Genomic DNA, 19,043 nt, shown 5'->3' on the forward strand with positions numbered 1-19,043 from the left:
AAACCTACATACCAATTAGACATTAAAAAACAAATAATAACAGGTGTCTATATTGTAAAAATGAATACCAATAAAGGTACCATAAGTAAAAAAGTTATTATTGAATAGTGCTTTAAAGAAGTACTAAAAATAGCAGAACAATTATTAAATTTAAACCAGCGAATTCATTTTCGCTGGTTTTTTATTATCATAAATTAAAAATAAATTATTGAAAATTGTCATCCTGAACTTGTTTAAAAACCTTAACCTTATGAAGTTAAACCTTCATAAGCATCTAAAATAAATTCGGATAGACATGAAACTCCTTTATTAGAAAACCACTTTAATTCTATAAATTAAAAAAGGCTAAGAATTACACAATGTAATTCTTAGCCTTTTTTTTGTGACCGCGAAGGGATTCGAACCCCCAACCCTCAGAGCCGAAATCTGATATTCTATCCAGTTGAACTACGCAGCCATTTTGTTTTCTATAAAGGAAAACAAAAAATATTTTTTACATTAAATTCTTTTTCACCAAAGTAGAAATAACTTTACCATCTGCTTGTCCTGCTAATTCTTTAGAAACAACTCCCATAACTTTCCCCATATCTTTCATACCAGCCGCTCCTAATTTTTTAATAGTTGCAACCACCACTTCTTCTACCTTTTCTTCGGATAAAGCTTCTGGTAAAAACTGTTCTAAAACAGCAAGTTCTTCCAATTCAGGATCTGCCAAATCTTGTCTTCCTTGTTCTATAAAAATAGCAGCACTGTCTTTTCTTTGTTTAACTTGCTTCTGAATAATTTTAATTTCTTGCTCTTCTGTAATTTCTGCTTGAACACCTGTTTCTGTTTTCGCTAATAAAAAGGCAGATTTTACTGCTCTCAAAGCCTGTAAAGCAACAGTATCTTTTGCTTTCATTGCTTCTTTCATTTTATCCATTACTTGTTTTTGCAAACTCATTGTATTTTATTTTTAATTAATTATTTTTTCGTTTTTTTTAAATATAAAACTTTCTGATGATAATCTATAAATGCTTTTCCTTTTTGTAACACATCTGCGCCAATAATACCGTGTACTTCTTTAGCCTTGTGTTGTGTTAAAGCCGTATTTACATGAGATAAATCAAACAATACCAAATGGCATTTCTTAGTTTTCCAATCTCCTATTTTTAGAGAATTGTTATCTGATTGCAAAGTTTCCATATCCGTTGCACCCGCCCCAGCCGCTTTGGTTTCACTTTCTTCAGCTTCCAAATTAAAATGAGTGATCATGTCTAATCCTACACAAGAGTTAGAAGCGCCTGTATCTAAAATAAAACGTCCTTTTACACCATTAATAATTGCTTTCAACTCTAAATGATTGGTGGCAATTCTCTTTAATTTTATTTTAACGAATTTCTTCTTCTTTAAAATTTTCTCAATACTACTCATTTATTATTCTTTGAAGATATCAAAAATACGATTTATAAATTTTAAGAAGTACTATCGTTCTAAAATTTCTTTAAGATTCTCTTTATATATTGTAAACTCCCTAAGGTTATGATGCGTTCCTCCATCAATTTCTATATATTTATTTTGAGTTGATACGTTGAGTTCCAATAACCTTCTAGATTGTATATAGGATGTGGTACTGTCTTTATTTCCATGAAAAATGGTAATAGGACAAGTTACCTTAGAAATGTCCTTATCAGACCTAAATTGATACTTTAATAAAAAAGTTGGAGCAAATATAGATTTATATTGAGCCGCCTTTCTAAAATTATAAAATGGAGCTTCTAAAATTAATTCCTTAGACTTATTTAAAGAAGCTATTTTTGTTGCAAAAGTACCACCTATAGAAAAGCCATAAATTACAATTTCATCCTCTTTAAAGAGCTCTTTTAGGTGCGTGTAAACAGACAAACCATCATTGTACATAGCGGTTTCATTATATCTACCTATACTCTTTCCATAATTCCGATAATCATACACCAAAACTTCATAATTGTAATCTAAAAAGTAAGCAACTCTATCACCCCACTTTGTTAAATTCCCTTTGTTACCATGGCAAAACAAAACAACTCCTTTTGGGTTTGGTAATTGAAAGTGTAGTGCATTAATTTGAGTGTCCTTATCCGTTTTTATAAAGATTTCTTTAAACTTGTTAGTAAATTTAAATGGATAGTTTTGATCTAGTTGATCTCCATTTAAAAAAATAAATTTTTCTTGAAAGCTAAAAATGACAATAGCAACGAATACAAAAAGGCATCCTAAGATTAATAATACATACATTTTGTTTAGAAACTTTACACAAAACTACTTCTTTTAAGGGAATAAAAAAACCGATTCATTTCTGAATCGGTTTTAATAATACTATTTATATTGATGAAAGATACTGAAACAAGTTCAGTATAACATTACTGTCTATCCTCCAAAGTCATCAAAACGAATATTTTCATCAGCAAGACCAAAGTCTTCACCCATTTTTTGAACTGCGTTGTTCATTAAAGGTGGGCCACAGAAATATAATTCTAAATCTTCTGGTGAATCATGGTGATTTAAGTAGTTTTCAATTACACAGTTGTGAATAAAACCTACAAAACCATCTCCAGCTTCATCATTAATGTCTTTTTTCTTTGTCCAATTATCTGCTTCTGTTGGATCAGATAAAGCAATATAAAATTTAAAGTTTGGAAAATCTTTTTCTAAAGCTCTAAAGTGTTCGATATAGAATAATTCTGCTTTAGAACGACCACCATACCAATATGTTACTTTTCTTCCAGTTTTTAATGTTCTGAATAAGTGATATAAGTGAGAACGCATTGGTGCCATACCTGCTCCACCACCTACATATAACATTTCTGCATCAGATTCATTAATAAAGAACTCTCCATAAGGTCCAGAAATAACACATTTATCTCCTTTTTTAAGGTTAAAAATATATGAAGAAGCAATACCAGGATTAACATCCATCCATCCACCTTTCACTCTATCAAAAGGAGGTGTTGCAATACGTACATTCAACATAATTTCTCTACCCTCTGCAGGGTAAGAAGCCATAGAATAAGCTCTTTCTACAGTTTCAGTATTTTTCATTACCAATGGTCTTAAGTTAAACTTATCCCATTCTGCTTCAAACTTATCTGGTGTATCGTGCTCTTCTGGATGTGCTGTAATATCCATATCAGCATACTTTACTTCACAAGCTGGAATTTCAATTTGAATATACCCACCTGCTTTGTATCCCATATCTTCTGGAATTTCAACTACAAACTCCTTAATAAATGTAGCTACGTTGTAATTTCGAACAACAACGGCATCGAATTTCTTAATTCCAAAGATTTCTTCTGGAATAGAAATATCCATATCTTGTTTTACTTTTACTTGACAAGCTAAACGAATTCCTTCTTTTAATTCTTTACGAGTAAAGTTAGGTATTTCTGTTGGCAAAGCTTCACCTCCACCAGAATTTACGTGACACTCACATTGAATACAAGTTCCACCACCACCACAAGCAGATGGTAAAAATATTTTCTCGTTACCTAATGTTGTTAAAAGTGAATTACCTGAACCAACTTCTATTTTACGTTCACCATTAATAGTAATTGTTACCGGACCAGATGGCGATAATTTTTGCTTTACAAATAATAATAATGCCACTAATAACAGTGTTATTATTAAAAAAGCTGTTACTGTCGCAATAATGGTTCCTGTTGTACCTGCTGCTAATATCATCTTACTACTTATTTATTTTAGTATTTTCTGCTATAATTTCTTTAGCATCTTCTTTCTTTAAAAGGTCTTTTTTATCAGCTTTAGCTTCTACCTTCGGAGCCTCTTCTTTCTTTTCATCACCACCAGTTAACATACCTCCAAAACTCATAAACCCTATTGCCATTAAACCTGTAATGATAAAGGTAATTCCTAAGCCTCTTAATGCCGGTGGAACGCTTGAGTATCTAATTTTTTCACGAATAGCAGCAATTGCCAAAATTGCTAAAAACCATCCTATTCCAGAACCTACACCGTACGTTAAAGCCAAACCTAAAGAAGGAATTTCTCTTGATTGCATAAATAAACTTCCTCCTAAGATGGCACAGTTTACTGCTATCAACGGTAAGAAAATACCTAACGAGTTGTATAACGATGGTGAAAACTTCTCTACAATAATTTCTACCAATTGTACCATGGTTGCAATAGTTGCAATAAACATAATAAATGATAAGAAACTTAAATCTAATGTTTCTGCTCCGTCTACTCCATATTTAGCATCTAACCAAACTAAAGCACCTTCTTTTAAAATATACTGATCTAATAACCAGTTTAAAGGTACAGTTACCGCTAATACAAAAATTACAGCAGCTCCTAATCCTACGGCAGTGGATACTTTTTTAGATACGGCAAGGTAAGAACACATTCCTAAGAAGGTTGCAAATACCATGTTATCTATAAATATCGATTTGAAAAATAATTCTAAATGTTCCATATTTTTTTCAATTATCAGTTATCAGTAATCAGTTTTCAATGTTTTTGTTCATTGATAAGTGAACACTGATAATTGTGTTTAGTTCTCTTCTATTAATGATGTATTTCTACTACGTTGAATCCAGATAATGATACCTAAAACAATTAATGCCATTGGCGATAATAACATAAATCCGTTATTTTCATATCCTATTGCATACAATCCTGTTTTTTCTATTGGATCTCCTAAAACTTTAAATCCTAATAAAGTACCAGAACCTAAAAGCTCTCTAAAGAAACCTACAATAACTAAGATTAAACCATAACCTGCTGCATTACCTAGTCCGTCTAAGAAAGATTTCCAAGGTCCGTTTGCTAAAGCAAAAGCTTCAAAACGTCCCATAATAATACAGTTTGTAATAATTAAACCTACAAAAACCGATAATGTTTTACTTAGTTCATAAGCAAATGCCTTTAACACTAAATCTACAATAATTACTAAAGCAGCAACTACAACCAGTTGTACAATAATTCTAATTTTAGAAGGAATGATGTTACGCATTAAAGAAATAACAACGTTACCAATAGCTAAAACTGCCATTACTGATAATGCCATTACAATAGAAGCTTTTAACTCTGCTGTAATTGCCAGTGCAGAACAAATACCTAATACTTGAATAGTAATTGGGTTATTATCCAATAATGGATCTGTGATTAATGCTGCGTCTTTTTTTGATAAAAGTCCCATAAATTATTTTTTTAAAGTTTTAAAATAAGGTACATAAAGATTTAAATCAGTTTTAATCATTGCAGATACTCCATTACCTGTAATGGTTGCTCCTGCAATTGCATCTACCTCATTATCTGTCTTATCTTCGTTCTTTGGATCGTTATTTCCTTTGGCTACAGTAATTCCTGCAAAGCTTCCATCATCTTTTAATAAATGCTCTCCAATAAAATCGTCCATAAAAAAACGTTGTTTAATGTTTGCTCCTAAACCTGGTGTTTCTCCTTTATGATCAAAATAGGCACCTTGTACTACCATATTTTTATCCATAGAAACATACCCCCAAATGGCATCCCATAAACCTTTACCTCTAATTGGGGCAACGTAAAATGTTTTTCCATCTTTCTCTCCAATAAAAAGTGGCAAACGTCTAGTTTTCCCTTCTTTTGCTTTAGATTGTTCTTTTTTAACATCAATTAAATACGCTTTGTCATTTTCGGTAATTTTATCACCTTCTATAACAAGTTGTTTTTTGATGTATTTAGAAAATTCTGTTTGAGCAACTTTAGTTGAAACAAAGTTTGCATTTGTTTCATCATTATCATTAACACCCATAGCATAAAGGATGTTTTGTTGCTTCTCTATCTTTTGGTTGGTTGTAATTGTTGGCTTGGTTAGTGAAAAAACCGTAGCTAACAATGAACCCACAATTACTACCATTACAACAGCAAAAACTATTGTATATACATTACTATCTGTTCTCTTACTCATAATTAGGCAGTTTTAACTTTAGTACGTTTTAATCTTTTCTTTATGTTTCCTTGAACTACGTAGTGATCTATGGTTGGTGCAAAAACATTCATCAATAAGATGGCCAACATTACCCCTTCTGGATATGCCGGATTAAATACACGAATCATAATAGCCATAAAACCGGCTAAGAAACCGTAAATCCATTTTCCTTTGGTTGTTTGTGCTGCCGTAACAGGATCTGTAGCCATAAACACAGCTCCAAATGCCAAACCTCCTATTAGTAATTGCTCATACCAAACAGTATTCATTAAACCGTAAAACTTACTAGAATCTGTAATAATCCCTGCTGCAACAATTTGATTAAAAATGAACCCCATTACCGCGGCTCCTAAAAATGTTGATACAATTATTCTCCAACTTCCAATTTTTGTAAAAATCAGAAAGGCTGCTCCTAAAAGAATTAAAAACGTTGATGTTTCTCCAATAGAACCGGGTATAAATCCGAAGAATTTATCCCAAATAGTATAGACTACTTCATGATTTTGAGCATACGCTCCTAAAATAGTTTCTCCAGATATTGCATCTGCAGTTCCTGCTTTATTAACAGCGTCATATACCCAAACTTTATCTCCAGACATCCATGTAGGATATGCAAAGAATAAGAATGCTCTAATAGTTAATGCAGGGTTTAAGATATTCATCCCAGTTCCTCCAAAAACTTCTTTACCAATTATAACTCCAAAAATTACAGCAATAGATAACATCCATAACGGAGTATCAATTGGCACAATTAAAGGAACTAACATTCCTGTTACTAAGTATCCTTCTTCTACTTCATGACCTTTAATAATAGCAAAAATAAATTCTACTCCAAGACCAATTGCATAAGAAACAATTACTAATGGTAATACTTTTATAATTCCAATCCAAAGATTATCAAACGTAAAAAAGTTAGCTAAGACATCTGTTCTTAAAGAACTATCTATAGCCGCGTAGTGTTGAAAACCTGCATTAAACATTCCAAAAATCAAACAAGGAATTAAAGCCAATATTACCGTGTTCATGGTACGCTTTAAATCGTCTGCTGCTTTTATATGTGTTCCTCCGTGAGTAACATCATTTGGTAAATATAAAAAGGTATGGATTGCATTAAACGCAGGTGCCATTTTAGTTCCTTTATATTTCTCTTTTAAATTATGTAAATTTTGTTTTAAGCCCATAATCTTATCCTAATTCTTCTCTCATTAAATCTAAACCTTCACGTATTATACTTTGGTGAGGTTGTTTAGATACACAAATAAATTCTGTTAGTGCAAAATCTTCTGGAGCTATTTCATAACCTCCTAAAGCTTCCATTTCATCTAAATCTTTATACATAAATGCTTTTAACAATTGCATTGGATAAATATCTAAAGGAAAAACCTCTTCGTAAGAACCAGTAACCACAAATGCTCTATGCTCTCCGTTTGTATTGGTATTTAAATCGTATTTTTTCTTTGGAGTTAACCAAGAAAAAGTCAACGCCCTTGAAGTTGAAATTTTATTAAAAACTGGCGCTGTCCATCCTAAAAACTCATAATCGTCTCCTTCTGGAATTGCCGTAATTTGATTGTCATAATACCCTAAGAATTCATCTTCTTTTACTTGCTTTCCAGAAAGTACGTTTCCACTGATGATTCTAGTATTATCGTTTACTAAATTCTTAGCCGTTACATCTGCAATAATTGCTCCTGCAATAGCAGTTACATATTGCGGCTTGCTAAATTTAGAACCTGTTAAAGCTACCGTTCTTGTTGCATTAAACTTACCTGTTAAAAGTAACTCACCAATTATAACTAAATCTTGTGGTGTAATTACCCAAACAACTTCTCCTTTATTAATAGGATCTATGTTTGCAATTTGAGTACTCACATTCCCTGATGGATGTGGGCCAGAAACTTTATGCAATTCTACGCCGCTTACTTTAGCTAAAGGCGAATTAGAATTTGCGCCAACAGAAACATGTACTTTACCTTCGGTAAGTTTAGAAACCGCTGTAATTGCTGCTTGCAATTCGGCTTCTTTACCTGCTAAAGTAAAATCTAGATCTGCTGCTAAAGGTGCACTTGCGTAAGCAGATACAAAAATTGCTTTTGGTGTTTGGTTAGGATTTGCAACCACGTCATACGGACGCTGTTTTACAAATGGCCAACAACCCGAAGCAAATAAATGATTCTTTACCTCTTCTGCAGACATTTTTGCCGCATCTTTAGTGCCAAAATCTTTATATTCTTGTGTTGAATTTGCTGCAATTTTCATTGCTAACACCTTTCTTCTTGCTCCACGAATTATCTCTACAACTTTACCAGAAACCGGACTTGGAAATAAAATGCGTTCGTCACTTTTTGAATAAAAAAGTGTATCTCCCGCTTTTACTTCTGCTCCTTCTTTGGCAACAAGTTTAGGTATAATTCCATGAAAATCTTCTGGCTTTATTGCATAAACACTACTAAGAACACTCCTTGTAGTTGTTTTTTCTGCAGCGCCAACAAGCTTAATATCTAAGCCTTTTTTAATACGAATGTCTTTTGACATAGTAAATTGGAATTGTTAGTTATCTTAAAAAATCAAGCAAATTTAGGCTTTTTGCTATGTATCATGGAAATATTTTAACTTTTATCTTAGGTAAATATTCTTATTTATAACAATTCTAAATAATAGAAATAAATGAAAACGTTGTAGTAATAAATTTTGGCTTAAATATTGATAATTAAAATAAATGAACACTATTTTTGTAATATGTATAAAAAGCATCTAATTACTATTTCTATCTTGTTTTGCCTAAACTCTTTTTCGCAAAACTTAAAATCGATACAATTAAGACCTTTGCAAGAAAATAACTTTTCTTCAATTGTTCCTTTAGGCACTGTTTTAGAGTTATCTTTTGATGATTTAGATGCAGATAGCAAAGATTATCAATATAAAATTGAACACATGACGCATGATTGGCAATCTAGCCGATTATCATCTAGCCAATACATAGATGGTTTTGACCAAAACACTATTATTGAGGTCACCAATTCTTTTAACACATTACAAAGCTATTCTCATTATTCTGTTCAAATACCTAATATAAATACCGTAATTACCAAAAGCGGAAATTACCTTCTAACCGTTTTAAATAGTTATGATGAGCCTATGTTTACAAGGCGTTTTGTTTTGTATGAAAGAGCAACCACCATTGGAGTATCTGTAGAAAGAAGTAGAAATACAAAAACATTAAACACCCAACAAACGGTGCAGTTTTCTGTAAATCATCCTAATATTACCATCAATAATCCTGGTCAAGAAATAAATGTGGTTATCTTAAAAAACAATAATTGGAACGAGAAAATAACCAACTTACAACCAACTTTTTTTAAACCAAATCAGTTATTATATACGTATACCAACAAAACCAACTTTTGGGGAGGAAACGAGTATCTATACTTCGATAATAAAATTGTCAGAAATAATAGTTTAAATATTGTAAAAGTGATTAAGGAAGATATCTATCATAATTATTTATACCCTTTTACTTATAAACCCTACAGCGAATACAAATACAACCCAGACATTAATGGTCAATTTGTTGTAAGAACTCTAGAAGCCAATGATACTGAAACGGAAGCCGATTACGCCATGATGCATTTTTCTGTTTTAGTTGATGAACCTTTTACAGATAAAGACCTATATGTTTATGGCGCCTTTAATGATTTTGATATTAGCGATGAAAACAAAATGCAGTATAATGCCAAAGAAAAATACTACACCGCAAACATCCTTTTAAAACAAGGTTTTTACAATTATACATTTGCTACTATAGGCACAGAAGGTAAAGTAAATACAAATGATGTATTGGGTACATTTTATGAAACAGAAAATGAATATACAGTTATTGTCTATTACAAACCTTTTGGCAGTTTTTATGAGCGTGTAATTGGTGTTGGATCAGGGTATTTTAATCAGAATAGGTAAACAAACACTTGTTTATTTACTTAAAAATAAGCATCTTATTTATTATTTTCATCAACTTAAACCGCTAGGAAAAAAAATAATTATAGCCTTAATTTTATGCAATCATTAAAAAATAAATTCACTTTTAAAGTTTTAATAGGCTACATAATGCTGGGCCTTTTAGCTACCATTGCTGGTTTTTTAGTGCTATCTGAAGTAAAAACATTTACAGATTCACAAAAACAAGATGTATCAGACAGGAATATAATTGTTAAAACAGGAACTTTAATAGCCAATATTTATAAAAATGAAAGCATGGCTAGAGCTGCGCTACAATTCAATTCGCCTACAAAATTTAAGGAATACCTAGATGAAAATAAAAAACTAATATCAAAAATAGATTCACTTAGTATTATTGTTGCTAACAATTCTCAAGAATTTATTTTAGATAGTATTAAATTAATTATTGATAAAAAACTAAAAAACATTATCGATTTAAAAGAATTAAATACCAACTATGATTCTAACAAACCCATAAACGAAGCTATTAATAAACTAGGTTCTATAGATTCTCTTCTTTTAAAAATTACAATAAATGATTTTATTAAAAACCCCCTATATTTTGATAATGAATCTAGTTCTAAATTAGAAAATTTCGCATTAGCTTTAAGCCAATATGTACCCAAAGATTCTATTAATAATATTGAGCAAAAACAAATAGACTCGTTAGTCTCTATTTCTAGAAAAATGCTAAAAGAGGCTCAAAACAAAAACAATAGCCAACGTTTTTATCTTAGAAAAAAACAAAACGAACTTATTAAAAATGATTTAACCATTTCTAGAAAATTACAGGAGCTAATAGAAAACCTAGAAAAAGATATTCTCTTTTATACGAGTAATATGGATCAACAAAGAGAGGAAACCTTAAATCATAGTAGAACGATTATTATATTTGCTGCAGGTATTAGTTTTATAATCATTATCATTTTCTCTATCATTATTTTAAGTGATTTCTGGAAAACACAACGCTACCGTATGCAATTAGAAAAAGCGAATAGCACTACAAAGTCGCTTTTAAAAAGTAGAGAACAGCTAATTTCTATGGTAAGTCATGATTTAAGGACACCACTTAGTACTATTTCTGGCTTTAGTGAACTGCTTCAAAAATCTACAGAAAGCACAAAAGACAAAAATTATTTAGACCATATTAGAAGCGCATCCACTTATATGGGGCAATTGGTAGATGATCTTTTAGAGTTCTCTAAACTAGAAAATGGCAGTATAGCCATAGAATCGATTCCTTTTAATTTAGAAAATTATATTCATGAAATTATTCTAAACTCAAAAAATATTATTCAAGATAAACCCGTACGTTTTGTAGTTAAACAAGACGATTCCATTAACAGTCTTATTATTAGTGATCCGTTTAGAATTAAGCAAATTTTATACAATTTAATTGTAAATGCATGTAAATTTACAAACGAAGGCACTATTACCATTAAAAGTTCTATAAAGCAACAAGACCACAAAAGCACCTTAGAAATTTTAATAACTGATACTGGAATAGGGATTAGTAAAGACCAAAAAGCCACTATTTTTAAAGCTTTTAATCAGGCAGAAAATGCAAGCGACAACAATTTAAAGGGTTTTGGTTTGGGTTTAACCATCTCTAAAAAACTAGCAGAACTTTTAGGAGGAAAACTAACTTTAGAGAGTAAACTAAACATAGGGAGTACTTTTACCTTAAAAATACCGGTAAAATTATCTGACAAACCAATTATAAAAATTGAAGAAATTAAAAACACCTCTACCGATTTTAACTTAACGGCTGTGGTTGTAGAAGACGACGCATCTGTCCGCTTACTTTTAAATGATTTTTTAAAACAATTTAATATTAAAGTATTCACCTTTGAAAATGCACAAAATGCCATTAAAGCTATTGATAAAATTTCATATAATTTTGTGATAACAGACATTCAACTTCCAAAGATGAATGGTATCCATTTTATGGAAATACTTAAAAACCATAAGCTTTACAAAAACCAACCGATTATTGCTATGACCGGGCGTGCAAATATTTCTAGAGAAGAGTATTTAAAAATTGGCTTTGCAGAAATATTGATAAAACCATTCAACTCCAACCAACTGCAAGATATTTTACAGCTATTTTTTAAGTCGAATAGCATACCTCTTAAATCTAAAAAAGAAAACAGTACAGAAAAAGTAACTACAGGTTTTAGTATCAAATCTTTACAATCTTTTTTAGGTGATGATATTGCTGCTATAGAAAACACCTTACATATTTTTTTAGAAGACACTAAAAAGAATCACTTAACATTAAAAAAGGCCAAAGAAGACACTGATGTTAAGACCCTAAATAAGATAAGTCATAAAATGCTTAGCATGTTTAAGCAGCTAGAAGTAAAAGCCGTTATCCCTTATTTAGAGGTATTTGAAACCACTAAATCTATTGATAATACAGATTTTATTAATTTTGAGAAACAGTTAAATATTTTTATAACAACTTTAAAAGAGTACCTTAATTAAGGTCATACTCTTTCATCTTGTTATAAAGCGTTTTTCTAGTAATATTTAATAATTTTGCCGCTTGTGTTTTATTATTTCCTGCTTCTTCTAGCGCACTTATAATAAGTACTTTTTCGTTTTCTTTGGTAGAAAATTTATTTGATGAAATAGTATTTTCTTTTACTTTCATTAATTCGCTAGGTAACACATCTACATCAATAACTTCTGATTTTGTTAATAAACAAGCCCTTTTTATAACATTAGACAGCTCTCTTAAATTACCTGGCCACTGATAATTTTGAAAAATAGTTAATACTTTTTTGGAAAAACCAATTACAGATTTATTCAACTGTTGGTTTGCCTTGTTTAAAAAGAAATCGGCATATAAAATTAAATCGTCTTTTCTATCTTTTAGATTAGGCACTTTAATAGAAAACTCATTTAAACGATGATACAAATCTTCTCTAAAATCACCTTTTTCTACAGCCAAAAGTAAATCTTCATTGGTTGCTGTAATTAAACGAATATCAACCTTAATTTCTTTGCTACTTCCAATAGGTTTAATTTTTCTTTCTTGTAAAGCTCGTAATAGTTGAATTTGGTTTTCATAAGTTAAGTTACCAACTTCATCTAAAAAAAGTGTCCCTCCATTTGCAGCTTCAAAATGCCCTATTTTATCTTCATTAGCACCTGTAAAAGAACCTTTTTTATGACCAAAAAACTCACTCGAAGCAATTTCTCTAGGTATTGCACCGCAATCTACAGCAATAAATGGTTTATTGTGCCTAGGGCTTTGTAAGTGAATTGTTTTAGCTACTACTTCTTTTCCTGTACCACTTTCTCCAGTAATAAGTACAGACATATTTATGGGAGCCACTAAACAAATATATTCATCTAAAGTTTTTGAAGAATTACTTATTCCTTTTACAAAATCTGTTGTAGTGGTGCTACTTTCTTGTGTACCTTTTTTTTGTTTTTCTTGATGAACAATAATATCATCTTTTTTTTCTTCTAAAGCATTGCTAATAACTTCTAAAACTTCACTTGGGTTAAAAGGTTTCGAAATATAATCAAAAGCACCTTGTTTCATGGCCTGTACAGCCGTAGAAACCTCTGCGTAACTAGTCATTAAAACCACAGGAACAACTTGTTTACTCAGTTTTATTTTTTTTAGCAAGGCAATGCCATCTCCATCCGGAAGACGTAAGTCTGTAAAAACTAAATCATAGTTTTTCTTTTCTATTTGCTGCAAAGCATTTTTTAAATTATAACTAACCTCAACAACATATTGGTGCCGTATAAGAAATTGCTTCAACATTTCTGAGAAAGCCACATCGTCTTCAACTAATAAAATCTCCTTCATAAAGCTTACACATTTCTTACAAAAATATTAAGATAAATTGATTGTTATAAAAAAAAAGACATTTTAATTAAAAAATGTCTTCCTATTGAAAAATTAGGGGATTAAAAATCTTTACATATTAGAACGAATCTACTCCTCTTCACTAACGTTTTCTCCTTCTTTTACTGCAATAACAGCTGTTTCTTTTAACCAATTACCCTCTTTATCAGCATAAACTACATTTTCAGTGCCATTTGCAGTAAGTATAATTTTATACTGCTCACTTGTATTTACATATACTTTAGTAATTGTAGCTTCTGTGTAATCTTTTACAATTGCGTTAGAAACTGCTTCTGGTAATTCCTTTGCTGTAATTTCTTTAAAATCATCATTAGTTACTACCACAACAATTTCATCTGCATTGTTAGTATTGATATTGTTTGCTGCAAATACGGATACTCCACTTGTTAAAAGCGCTACGGTTACTGTTAAAATTAATTTCTTCATTGATTATATGTTTTAATATTATTATTGTTTGGGGATTTTTAAAATTGAGTTAAAAGATACTTAAACCTAAAATTTAGTCTACTTTTTTAGCAAGAACATCTTCTTCTTTTAACCAATTACCTTCTTTGTCTGCATAAACTACCGTTTCTGTTTCATCAATAGTAAGTTCAATTTTATATTGTTCACTTCCGTTTACATAGGCTTTACCAATAATAGCCGTTGCATAATCTTTTAAAATTGCATTACTTACTGCTTCTGGTAAATCTTCTAAAGCAACTTCTTTAAAGTCTTCATTAATTGTCATCACAATTACTTCGCCTGAATTGATGTTGTTGTTAATGTTTGCTGCAGAGATTGAAATTCCACTAGATAAGATTGCTACTGCTACTGTTAAAATTAATTTTTTCATAATTTAAGTTTTAAGGTTATTATTATTTACGATTAGTATATAGAAATAAATATGCCGCAAAGAACTAGCATTACAAAAAACAAACTAAAGCGCTAAAAAACAATTGTTTAAGTTTATTTTTATATTATTTCAGTATCTATAACTCGTGTAAAACACGTGTAATGAATCATCTGATTGAGTAAATTTTACTCAATATAAAATAGCACCCACTTTATTTTAAAAAGTATATTCATACAAAACGAGATGAGAACCTAAATCAAAATTACATGAATACACAACTAGTAGCTTTTATAAATATTTAGAATTTGTAGTAAGAAAATCCATCAATTCTCATTACACATTTCAAAAAAATATAAATGAAGTGAAAAATCATTTGTAATTTATTATCAAAAAAACTACTTTTACTAGCAATGATAAACCAAATTACAAAAGGCATAAAAATTTCTGTTGACACCAAATACAAAGGCACAAACTATAGAAACAACAGACTGCACCATATTTTTGGGTATATAATTACGATTGAAAATAAATCTACCGAAACGGTAAAACTTACAGATAGATTTTGGACCATTTTTGACACACTTAATAATACAGAAATTGTTAGCGGAGAAGGTGTAGTAGGACAAACCCCCACTTTAAAACCAAATGACACATACACCTATAGTTCTGGATGTTTTTTAGAATCTAACATAGGTGCCATGAAAGGTTTTTACACCATGATAAACCTAGAGACTTTTGAGCAATTTAAAGTAATTATACCAACTTTTCAACTAACAACCCAAGCAACATTAAACTAGCTAAATCTAAAAAGAAAGCAATTACCATAAAAGATCCTGCATGTTTAAATTGCGGACACCCTTTTAACGGACAAGAAAAATTTTGTCCGGATTGTGGGCAAAAAAACAAAGGAAACAAGATTACTTTTTCAAGTTTTATTCATGAACTGTTTAGTGGCTTATTTAATTTTGATGCAAAGTTTTGGAAAACCTTAATTCCACTTTTAACAAAACCAGGAGAAGTATCTAAAAATTACATTGCTGGTAAAAGGCAACGCTATTCAAGTCCTTTTCAATTTTACCTAACCGTTTCTGTCCTCTTCTTTTTAATTGTGGGGCTTACGGATAGTTATAATGATTTCAACAATTTTAGAAATGGAAAAAAATCGAGTAATAATTTATTCCCTGGCATTAATCTTAATTTTAAAAAAGACCATAAAAAGGATTCTATTCTAAACTTAAAAGAAATAGATTCTTTAAGAACAGCTCTTAAAGATACTATTTTTAAAAAGCCATTTCTTAAAGTTGCTGGCAAAGAAATAAAGATTATCAAAATGCTAAATTTTCAGAAAAAACATCCTGAAATTTATGTGGACGACGCTTTAGACAGTTTAAAAATAAATAAAAGTTTTTCAAACAAATTTTGGTATTCAAGATCTAAATTACTCAACAATATTTTAACAGATAGCGCTGTTTCTAAAAAATTAAGAAAACAGCTACTTTCTTACTCTACCGTTGCTCTATTTATATTATTACCTTTATTTACACTCTTTTTAAGGTTTATTTACATCCGAAGAAAGTTTACGTACGTAGAACATCTAATATTTGTTTTTCATACTCAAACTGTCTTTTTCCTATTGCTTTCAATTTTTTATATTCTAAATTTCTTTATAGAAACAGACAGTTACGCAGGTTTATTTTTATTAGTTTTCTTATTATATTTATTTCTAGCAATGAAGAATTTCTATGAACAAGGTTTTATTAAAACTTTTTTTAAATACCTATTTGCAAATGTTTTGTTTATGATTTTCACTTCGCTTGGTGTTGTTTTTATTTCATTTATTGCTTTTGCATTATTTTAGATGTATTTACAAAATCTAAATAGTGCATTTTAACTTCTAAATTTACTTTAACCACCGAAGTAATACTAACCGTTTCCACTGATTTACGTTTCATTTTAGGAGAAGTACCCAAAGTCCCTAAGTTTTCATTTTGATGAAATTCTAATATATTTTCTTGATGAAATTCATCATTTTCTAATAACCAATTCGCAAACCATTCTTCTCTCATCTCTTTCATTTCTTTTGTATACAAGGTAGAGGAAGACCAAATTTTAGGTTCTTGTGGTAATTTATTAAAATGTTTTGTAGTACCATCCCAAACCAACTCATAGATTTCTAATTGACTTTTCCAATCAACTAAAATTAAAGTAAAAGGTTCAATATCTATAAAATCAAAATTATTGATAAAAGAAACTCCATCAGTAGCTGTTAAAATATTTTTTACAATAACCCCTCTACTCATTTTATAAGAACTCTTTCTTATATGTATTTCAAAACCACCATTTAAAAGGCAAACCAATCGTTTTTTATCACTTAAACCAATCCAAGTTCCACCAGCTAATTCATCTTTAGGATAGGTTAACTCAACCCCATTTTCTATATATCTTTTTGGTGAAATTGTATTTCTTAAAGGAGCCTCATCTCTATTAGATGTAAGAATAAAATTATCACCTTCTAAGGGCAGATAGGTTACTGTACACATATATCTTTTAATTATTTATGATAAACTTTACGTTTAGACGATATCTTTATATATTCCTTAACAAAAGACATTAAAATCTGACTAAAATTATTGAAACAAAAATTGTAACTTTGAAACTCAAAATTAGTCGATTAAAATTTAAAAAACATACAAAATGGCAAGAGGATTTTTTAATGTTCCAAAAGCAGTAAATGAACCTGTAAAAGGGTATGCTCCGGGCTCTCCAGAAAGAGCGGAATTATTAGCTACTTATAAAACAATGTTTAACAGCAATATTGATGTGCCAATGCACATTAATGGTGAAGAAGTTAGAACCGGAAACACCAAAAATATTACACCTCCTCATGATCATAAACATGTAGTTGGGCAATATCATACAGCAGATAAAACACATGTAGACGCCGCTATTTCTACAGCTTTGGCTGCTAGAGAAGCTTGGTCTAATGTAAGTTGGATGGAAAGAGCTGCTATTTTCTTAAAGGCTGCAGAATTATTAGCGGGTCCTTATAGAGCAAGAATGAATGCGGCAACAATGATTGCACAATCTAAAAACGTATTTCAAGCAGAAATTGATGCTGCTTGCGAAATGATTGATTTCTTCCGTTTTAATGTAGAATATATGACTGATATTTTTAAAGATCAGCCAGCATCATCTCCAGGAGTATGGAACCGAGTTGAGTACAGACCTTTAGAAGGATTTGTATATGCAATTTCTCCTTTTAACTTTACTTCTATTGCTGCAAACTTACCTGCATCAGCTGCTTTAATGGGAAATGTTGTTGTTTGGAAACCTTCTGATCATCAAGCATATTCTGCACAAGTAATTGTAGATTTATTTAAAGAAGCTGGTTTGCCAGATGGTGTTATAAACGTAGTTTACGGAGATCCTGTTATGATTTCTGATACCGTTTTAAGTTCTCCAGATTTCTCTGGATTACACTTTACAGGTTCTACTCATGTTTTTAAAGAATTATGGAAACAAATTGGTAACAATATTCATACTTACAAAACATATCCAAGAATTGTAGGAGAAACAGGTGGAAAAGATTTTATCTGGGCACACAATTCAGCAAATCCTTTACAAATTGCAACTGCAATGACAAGAGGTGCTTTTGAGTACCAAGGTCAAAAATGTTCTGCTGCTTCACGTTCTTACATTCCTGCGTCTCTTTGGCCAGAAGTTAAGAAACACTTAATTGCACAAGCTAGCGAGTTAAAAATGGGATCTCCAGAAGATACTTCTAACTTTGTAAATGCAGTTATTCACGAAGGTTCTTTTGATAAAATTGCAGGTTATATAGATGCTGCAAAAACAGATAAAGATGCAGAAATAATTATTGGTGGAAATCATGATAAATCTGTTGGTTACTTTATAGAGCCAACGGTAATTGTTAGTCAATCTCCAAAATACGCAACGATGGTAACTGAGTTATTTGGCCCAGTTATGACGGTTTATGTATATGAAGATGCTGAGTGGGAAGCTTCATTAAAATTAGTTGATGAATCTACAGAATACGGATTAACAGGAGCAATCTTTTCTACAGATAGATACATTGTAGAAAAAGCTTCTAAAGCATTAGAAAATGCTGCAGGAAACTTTTATATTAACGACAAGCCATCTGGAGCTGTTGTTGGTCAGCAACCATTTGGAGGAGCAAGAGCTTCTGGAACAAATGATAAAGCGGGTTCTGCACAAAACTTATTACGTTGGACGTCTGTTAGATTGATCAAAGAAACTTTTGTAACACCTACAGATTATAAATATCCTTTCTTAGGATAGTCAAAAATATCATTTTATAAAAAAGCCCCATCAAATTTGATGGGGCTTTTTATTTCTCT

At 30.7% G+C, this 19,043-nt stretch carries 19 protein-coding genes, 1 tRNA gene and 1 pseudogene; 7 read left to right on the forward strand and 14 right to left on the reverse strand.

Features of this window, described 5'->3' with window-relative positions; translation table 11 throughout:
* The first annotated feature begins 21 nt into the window (after nt 1-21).
* Entirely contained in the window at nt 22-108 is an 87-nt protein-coding gene (locus MPF19_RS19525; protein WP_502925196.1) for a T9SS type A sorting domain-containing protein, read from the forward strand.
* Nucleotides 109-383: 275 nt separating this feature from the next.
* Here MPF19_RS19525 and MPF19_RS16265 read toward each other — a convergent pair.
* The 10 genes from MPF19_RS16265 to MPF19_RS16310 all read right to left on the reverse strand — a co-directional run bounded on the left by MPF19_RS16265 (nt 384) and on the right by MPF19_RS16310 (nt 8,479).
* Nucleotides 384-457, reverse strand: a tRNA-Arg gene (locus MPF19_RS16265).
* 36 nt (nt 458-493) lie between these two features.
* The gene (locus tag MPF19_RS16270) at nt 494-943 is read right to left on the reverse strand and encodes a GatB/YqeY domain-containing protein (protein ID WP_249989278.1); all 450 of its coding nucleotides are present in this window, start codon (nt 941-943) and stop codon (nt 494-496) included.
* 20 nt (nt 944-963) lie between these two features.
* On the reverse strand, nt 964-1,413 hold the full coding sequence (locus MPF19_RS16275; protein WP_203394852.1) for a retropepsin-like aspartic protease: 450 nt from the start codon (nt 1,411-1,413) through the stop codon (nt 964-966).
* Nucleotides 1,414-1,464: 51 nt separating this feature from the next.
* On the reverse strand, nt 1,465-2,253 hold the full coding sequence (locus tag MPF19_RS16280) for an alpha/beta hydrolase (protein ID WP_249989279.1): 789 nt from the start codon (nt 2,251-2,253) through the stop codon (nt 1,465-1,467).
* 132 nt (nt 2,254-2,385) lie between these two features.
* Nucleotides 2,386-3,696, reverse strand: coding sequence for an NADH:ubiquinone reductase (Na(+)-transporting) subunit F (nqrF, locus tag MPF19_RS16285; protein ID WP_203394854.1), 1,311 nt, complete (start codon nt 3,694-3,696; stop codon nt 2,386-2,388).
* Between the two features lie 4 nt (nt 3,697-3,700).
* The gene (nqrE, locus tag MPF19_RS16290; RefSeq protein WP_203394855.1) at nt 3,701-4,447 is read right to left on the reverse strand and encodes an NADH:ubiquinone reductase (Na(+)-transporting) subunit E; all 747 of its coding nucleotides are present in this window, start codon (nt 4,445-4,447) and stop codon (nt 3,701-3,703) included.
* Nucleotides 4,448-4,525: 78 nt separating this feature from the next.
* Entirely contained in the window at nt 4,526-5,173 is a 648-nt protein-coding gene (locus MPF19_RS16295) for an NADH:ubiquinone reductase (Na(+)-transporting) subunit D (protein ID WP_203394856.1), read from the reverse strand.
* Nucleotides 5,174-5,176: 3 nt separating this feature from the next.
* Nucleotides 5,177-5,923, reverse strand: a complete 747-nt coding sequence (locus MPF19_RS16300) for a Na(+)-translocating NADH-quinone reductase subunit C (protein ID WP_203394857.1) — start codon at nt 5,921-5,923, stop codon at nt 5,177-5,179.
* A gap of 2 nt (nt 5,924-5,925) precedes the next feature.
* On the reverse strand, nt 5,926-7,125 hold the full coding sequence (locus tag MPF19_RS16305) for an NADH:ubiquinone reductase (Na(+)-transporting) subunit B (RefSeq protein WP_203394858.1): 1,200 nt from the start codon (nt 7,123-7,125) through the stop codon (nt 5,926-5,928).
* A gap of 4 nt (nt 7,126-7,129) precedes the next feature.
* Nucleotides 7,130-8,479 (reverse strand): Na(+)-translocating NADH-quinone reductase subunit A, encoded by a 1,350-nt coding sequence (locus MPF19_RS16310; RefSeq protein ID WP_203394859.1) that lies wholly within the window; start codon nt 8,477-8,479, stop codon nt 7,130-7,132.
* Nucleotides 8,480-8,683: 204 nt separating this feature from the next.
* Here MPF19_RS16310 and MPF19_RS16315 point away from each other — a divergent pair, with 204 nt between their 5' ends.
* Both MPF19_RS16315 and MPF19_RS16320 read left to right on the forward strand, forming a co-directional pair.
* Complete coding sequence (locus tag MPF19_RS16315; protein ID WP_249989280.1) at nt 8,684-9,901, forward strand: type IX secretion system plug protein; 1,218 nt, start codon at nt 8,684-8,686, stop codon at nt 9,899-9,901.
* A gap of 96 nt (nt 9,902-9,997) precedes the next feature.
* Nucleotides 9,998-12,427 (forward strand): ATP-binding protein, encoded by a 2,430-nt coding sequence (locus tag MPF19_RS16320; RefSeq protein ID WP_249989281.1) that lies wholly within the window; start codon nt 9,998-10,000, stop codon nt 12,425-12,427.
* On the opposite strand, the gene MPF19_RS16325 is transcribed toward MPF19_RS16320, so the two are convergent.
* The 3 genes from MPF19_RS16325 to MPF19_RS16335 all read right to left on the reverse strand — a co-directional run bounded on the left by MPF19_RS16325 (nt 12,420) and on the right by MPF19_RS16335 (nt 14,664).
* Nucleotides 12,420-13,769, reverse strand: a complete 1,350-nt coding sequence (locus MPF19_RS16325; RefSeq protein WP_249989282.1) for a sigma-54-dependent transcriptional regulator — start codon at nt 13,767-13,769, stop codon at nt 12,420-12,422. The two genes, MPF19_RS16320 and MPF19_RS16325, sit on opposite strands and share 8 nt — an antisense overlap.
* Nucleotides 13,770-13,898: 129 nt before the next feature.
* A complete protein-coding gene (locus MPF19_RS16330; protein ID WP_249989283.1) occupies nt 13,899-14,255 on the reverse strand; it encodes a hypothetical protein in 357 nt (118 codons plus the stop codon).
* A gap of 73 nt (nt 14,256-14,328) precedes the next feature.
* On the reverse strand, nt 14,329-14,664 hold the full coding sequence (locus tag MPF19_RS16335; protein WP_203394864.1) for a hypothetical protein: 336 nt from the start codon (nt 14,662-14,664) through the stop codon (nt 14,329-14,331).
* Nucleotides 14,665-15,074: 410 nt separating this feature from the next.
* Between MPF19_RS16335 and apaG the strand changes: the two genes are divergently transcribed.
* The 3 genes and pseudogenes from apaG to MPF19_RS16345 all read left to right on the forward strand — a co-directional run bounded on the left by apaG (nt 15,075) and on the right by MPF19_RS16345 (nt 16,522).
* On the forward strand, nt 15,075-15,461 hold the full coding sequence (gene apaG / locus MPF19_RS16340; protein WP_203394865.1) for a Co2+/Mg2+ efflux facilitator ApaG/CorD: 387 nt from the start codon (nt 15,075-15,077) through the stop codon (nt 15,459-15,461).
* A 146-nt stretch (nt 15,462-15,607) separates the two neighbouring features.
* Nucleotides 15,608-15,754, forward strand: a pseudogene (locus MPF19_RS19530) (DUF3667 domain-containing protein); the annotation flags it as partial.
* Nucleotides 15,755-15,772: 18 nt separating this feature from the next.
* Nucleotides 15,773-16,522, forward strand: coding sequence for a hypothetical protein (locus tag MPF19_RS16345; RefSeq protein ID WP_249989284.1), 750 nt, complete (start codon nt 15,773-15,775; stop codon nt 16,520-16,522).
* On the opposite strand, the gene MPF19_RS16350 is transcribed toward MPF19_RS16345, so the two are convergent.
* Nucleotides 16,500-17,204, reverse strand: coding sequence for an NRDE family protein (locus MPF19_RS16350; RefSeq protein WP_249989285.1), 705 nt, complete (start codon nt 17,202-17,204; stop codon nt 16,500-16,502). The genes MPF19_RS16345 and MPF19_RS16350 overlap by 23 nt on opposite strands.
* A gap of 154 nt (nt 17,205-17,358) precedes the next feature.
* Here MPF19_RS16350 and pruA point away from each other — a divergent pair, with 154 nt between their 5' ends.
* A complete protein-coding gene (gene pruA / locus MPF19_RS16355) occupies nt 17,359-18,984 on the forward strand; it encodes an L-glutamate gamma-semialdehyde dehydrogenase (RefSeq protein ID WP_203394867.1) in 1,626 nt (541 codons plus the stop codon).
* The last annotated feature ends 59 nt before the right edge of the window (nt 18,985-19,043 follow it).

Source organism: Polaribacter sp. Z014 (assembly GCF_023555435.1).
Classification (GTDB): Bacteria; Bacteroidota; Bacteroidia; order Flavobacteriales; family Flavobacteriaceae; genus Polaribacter.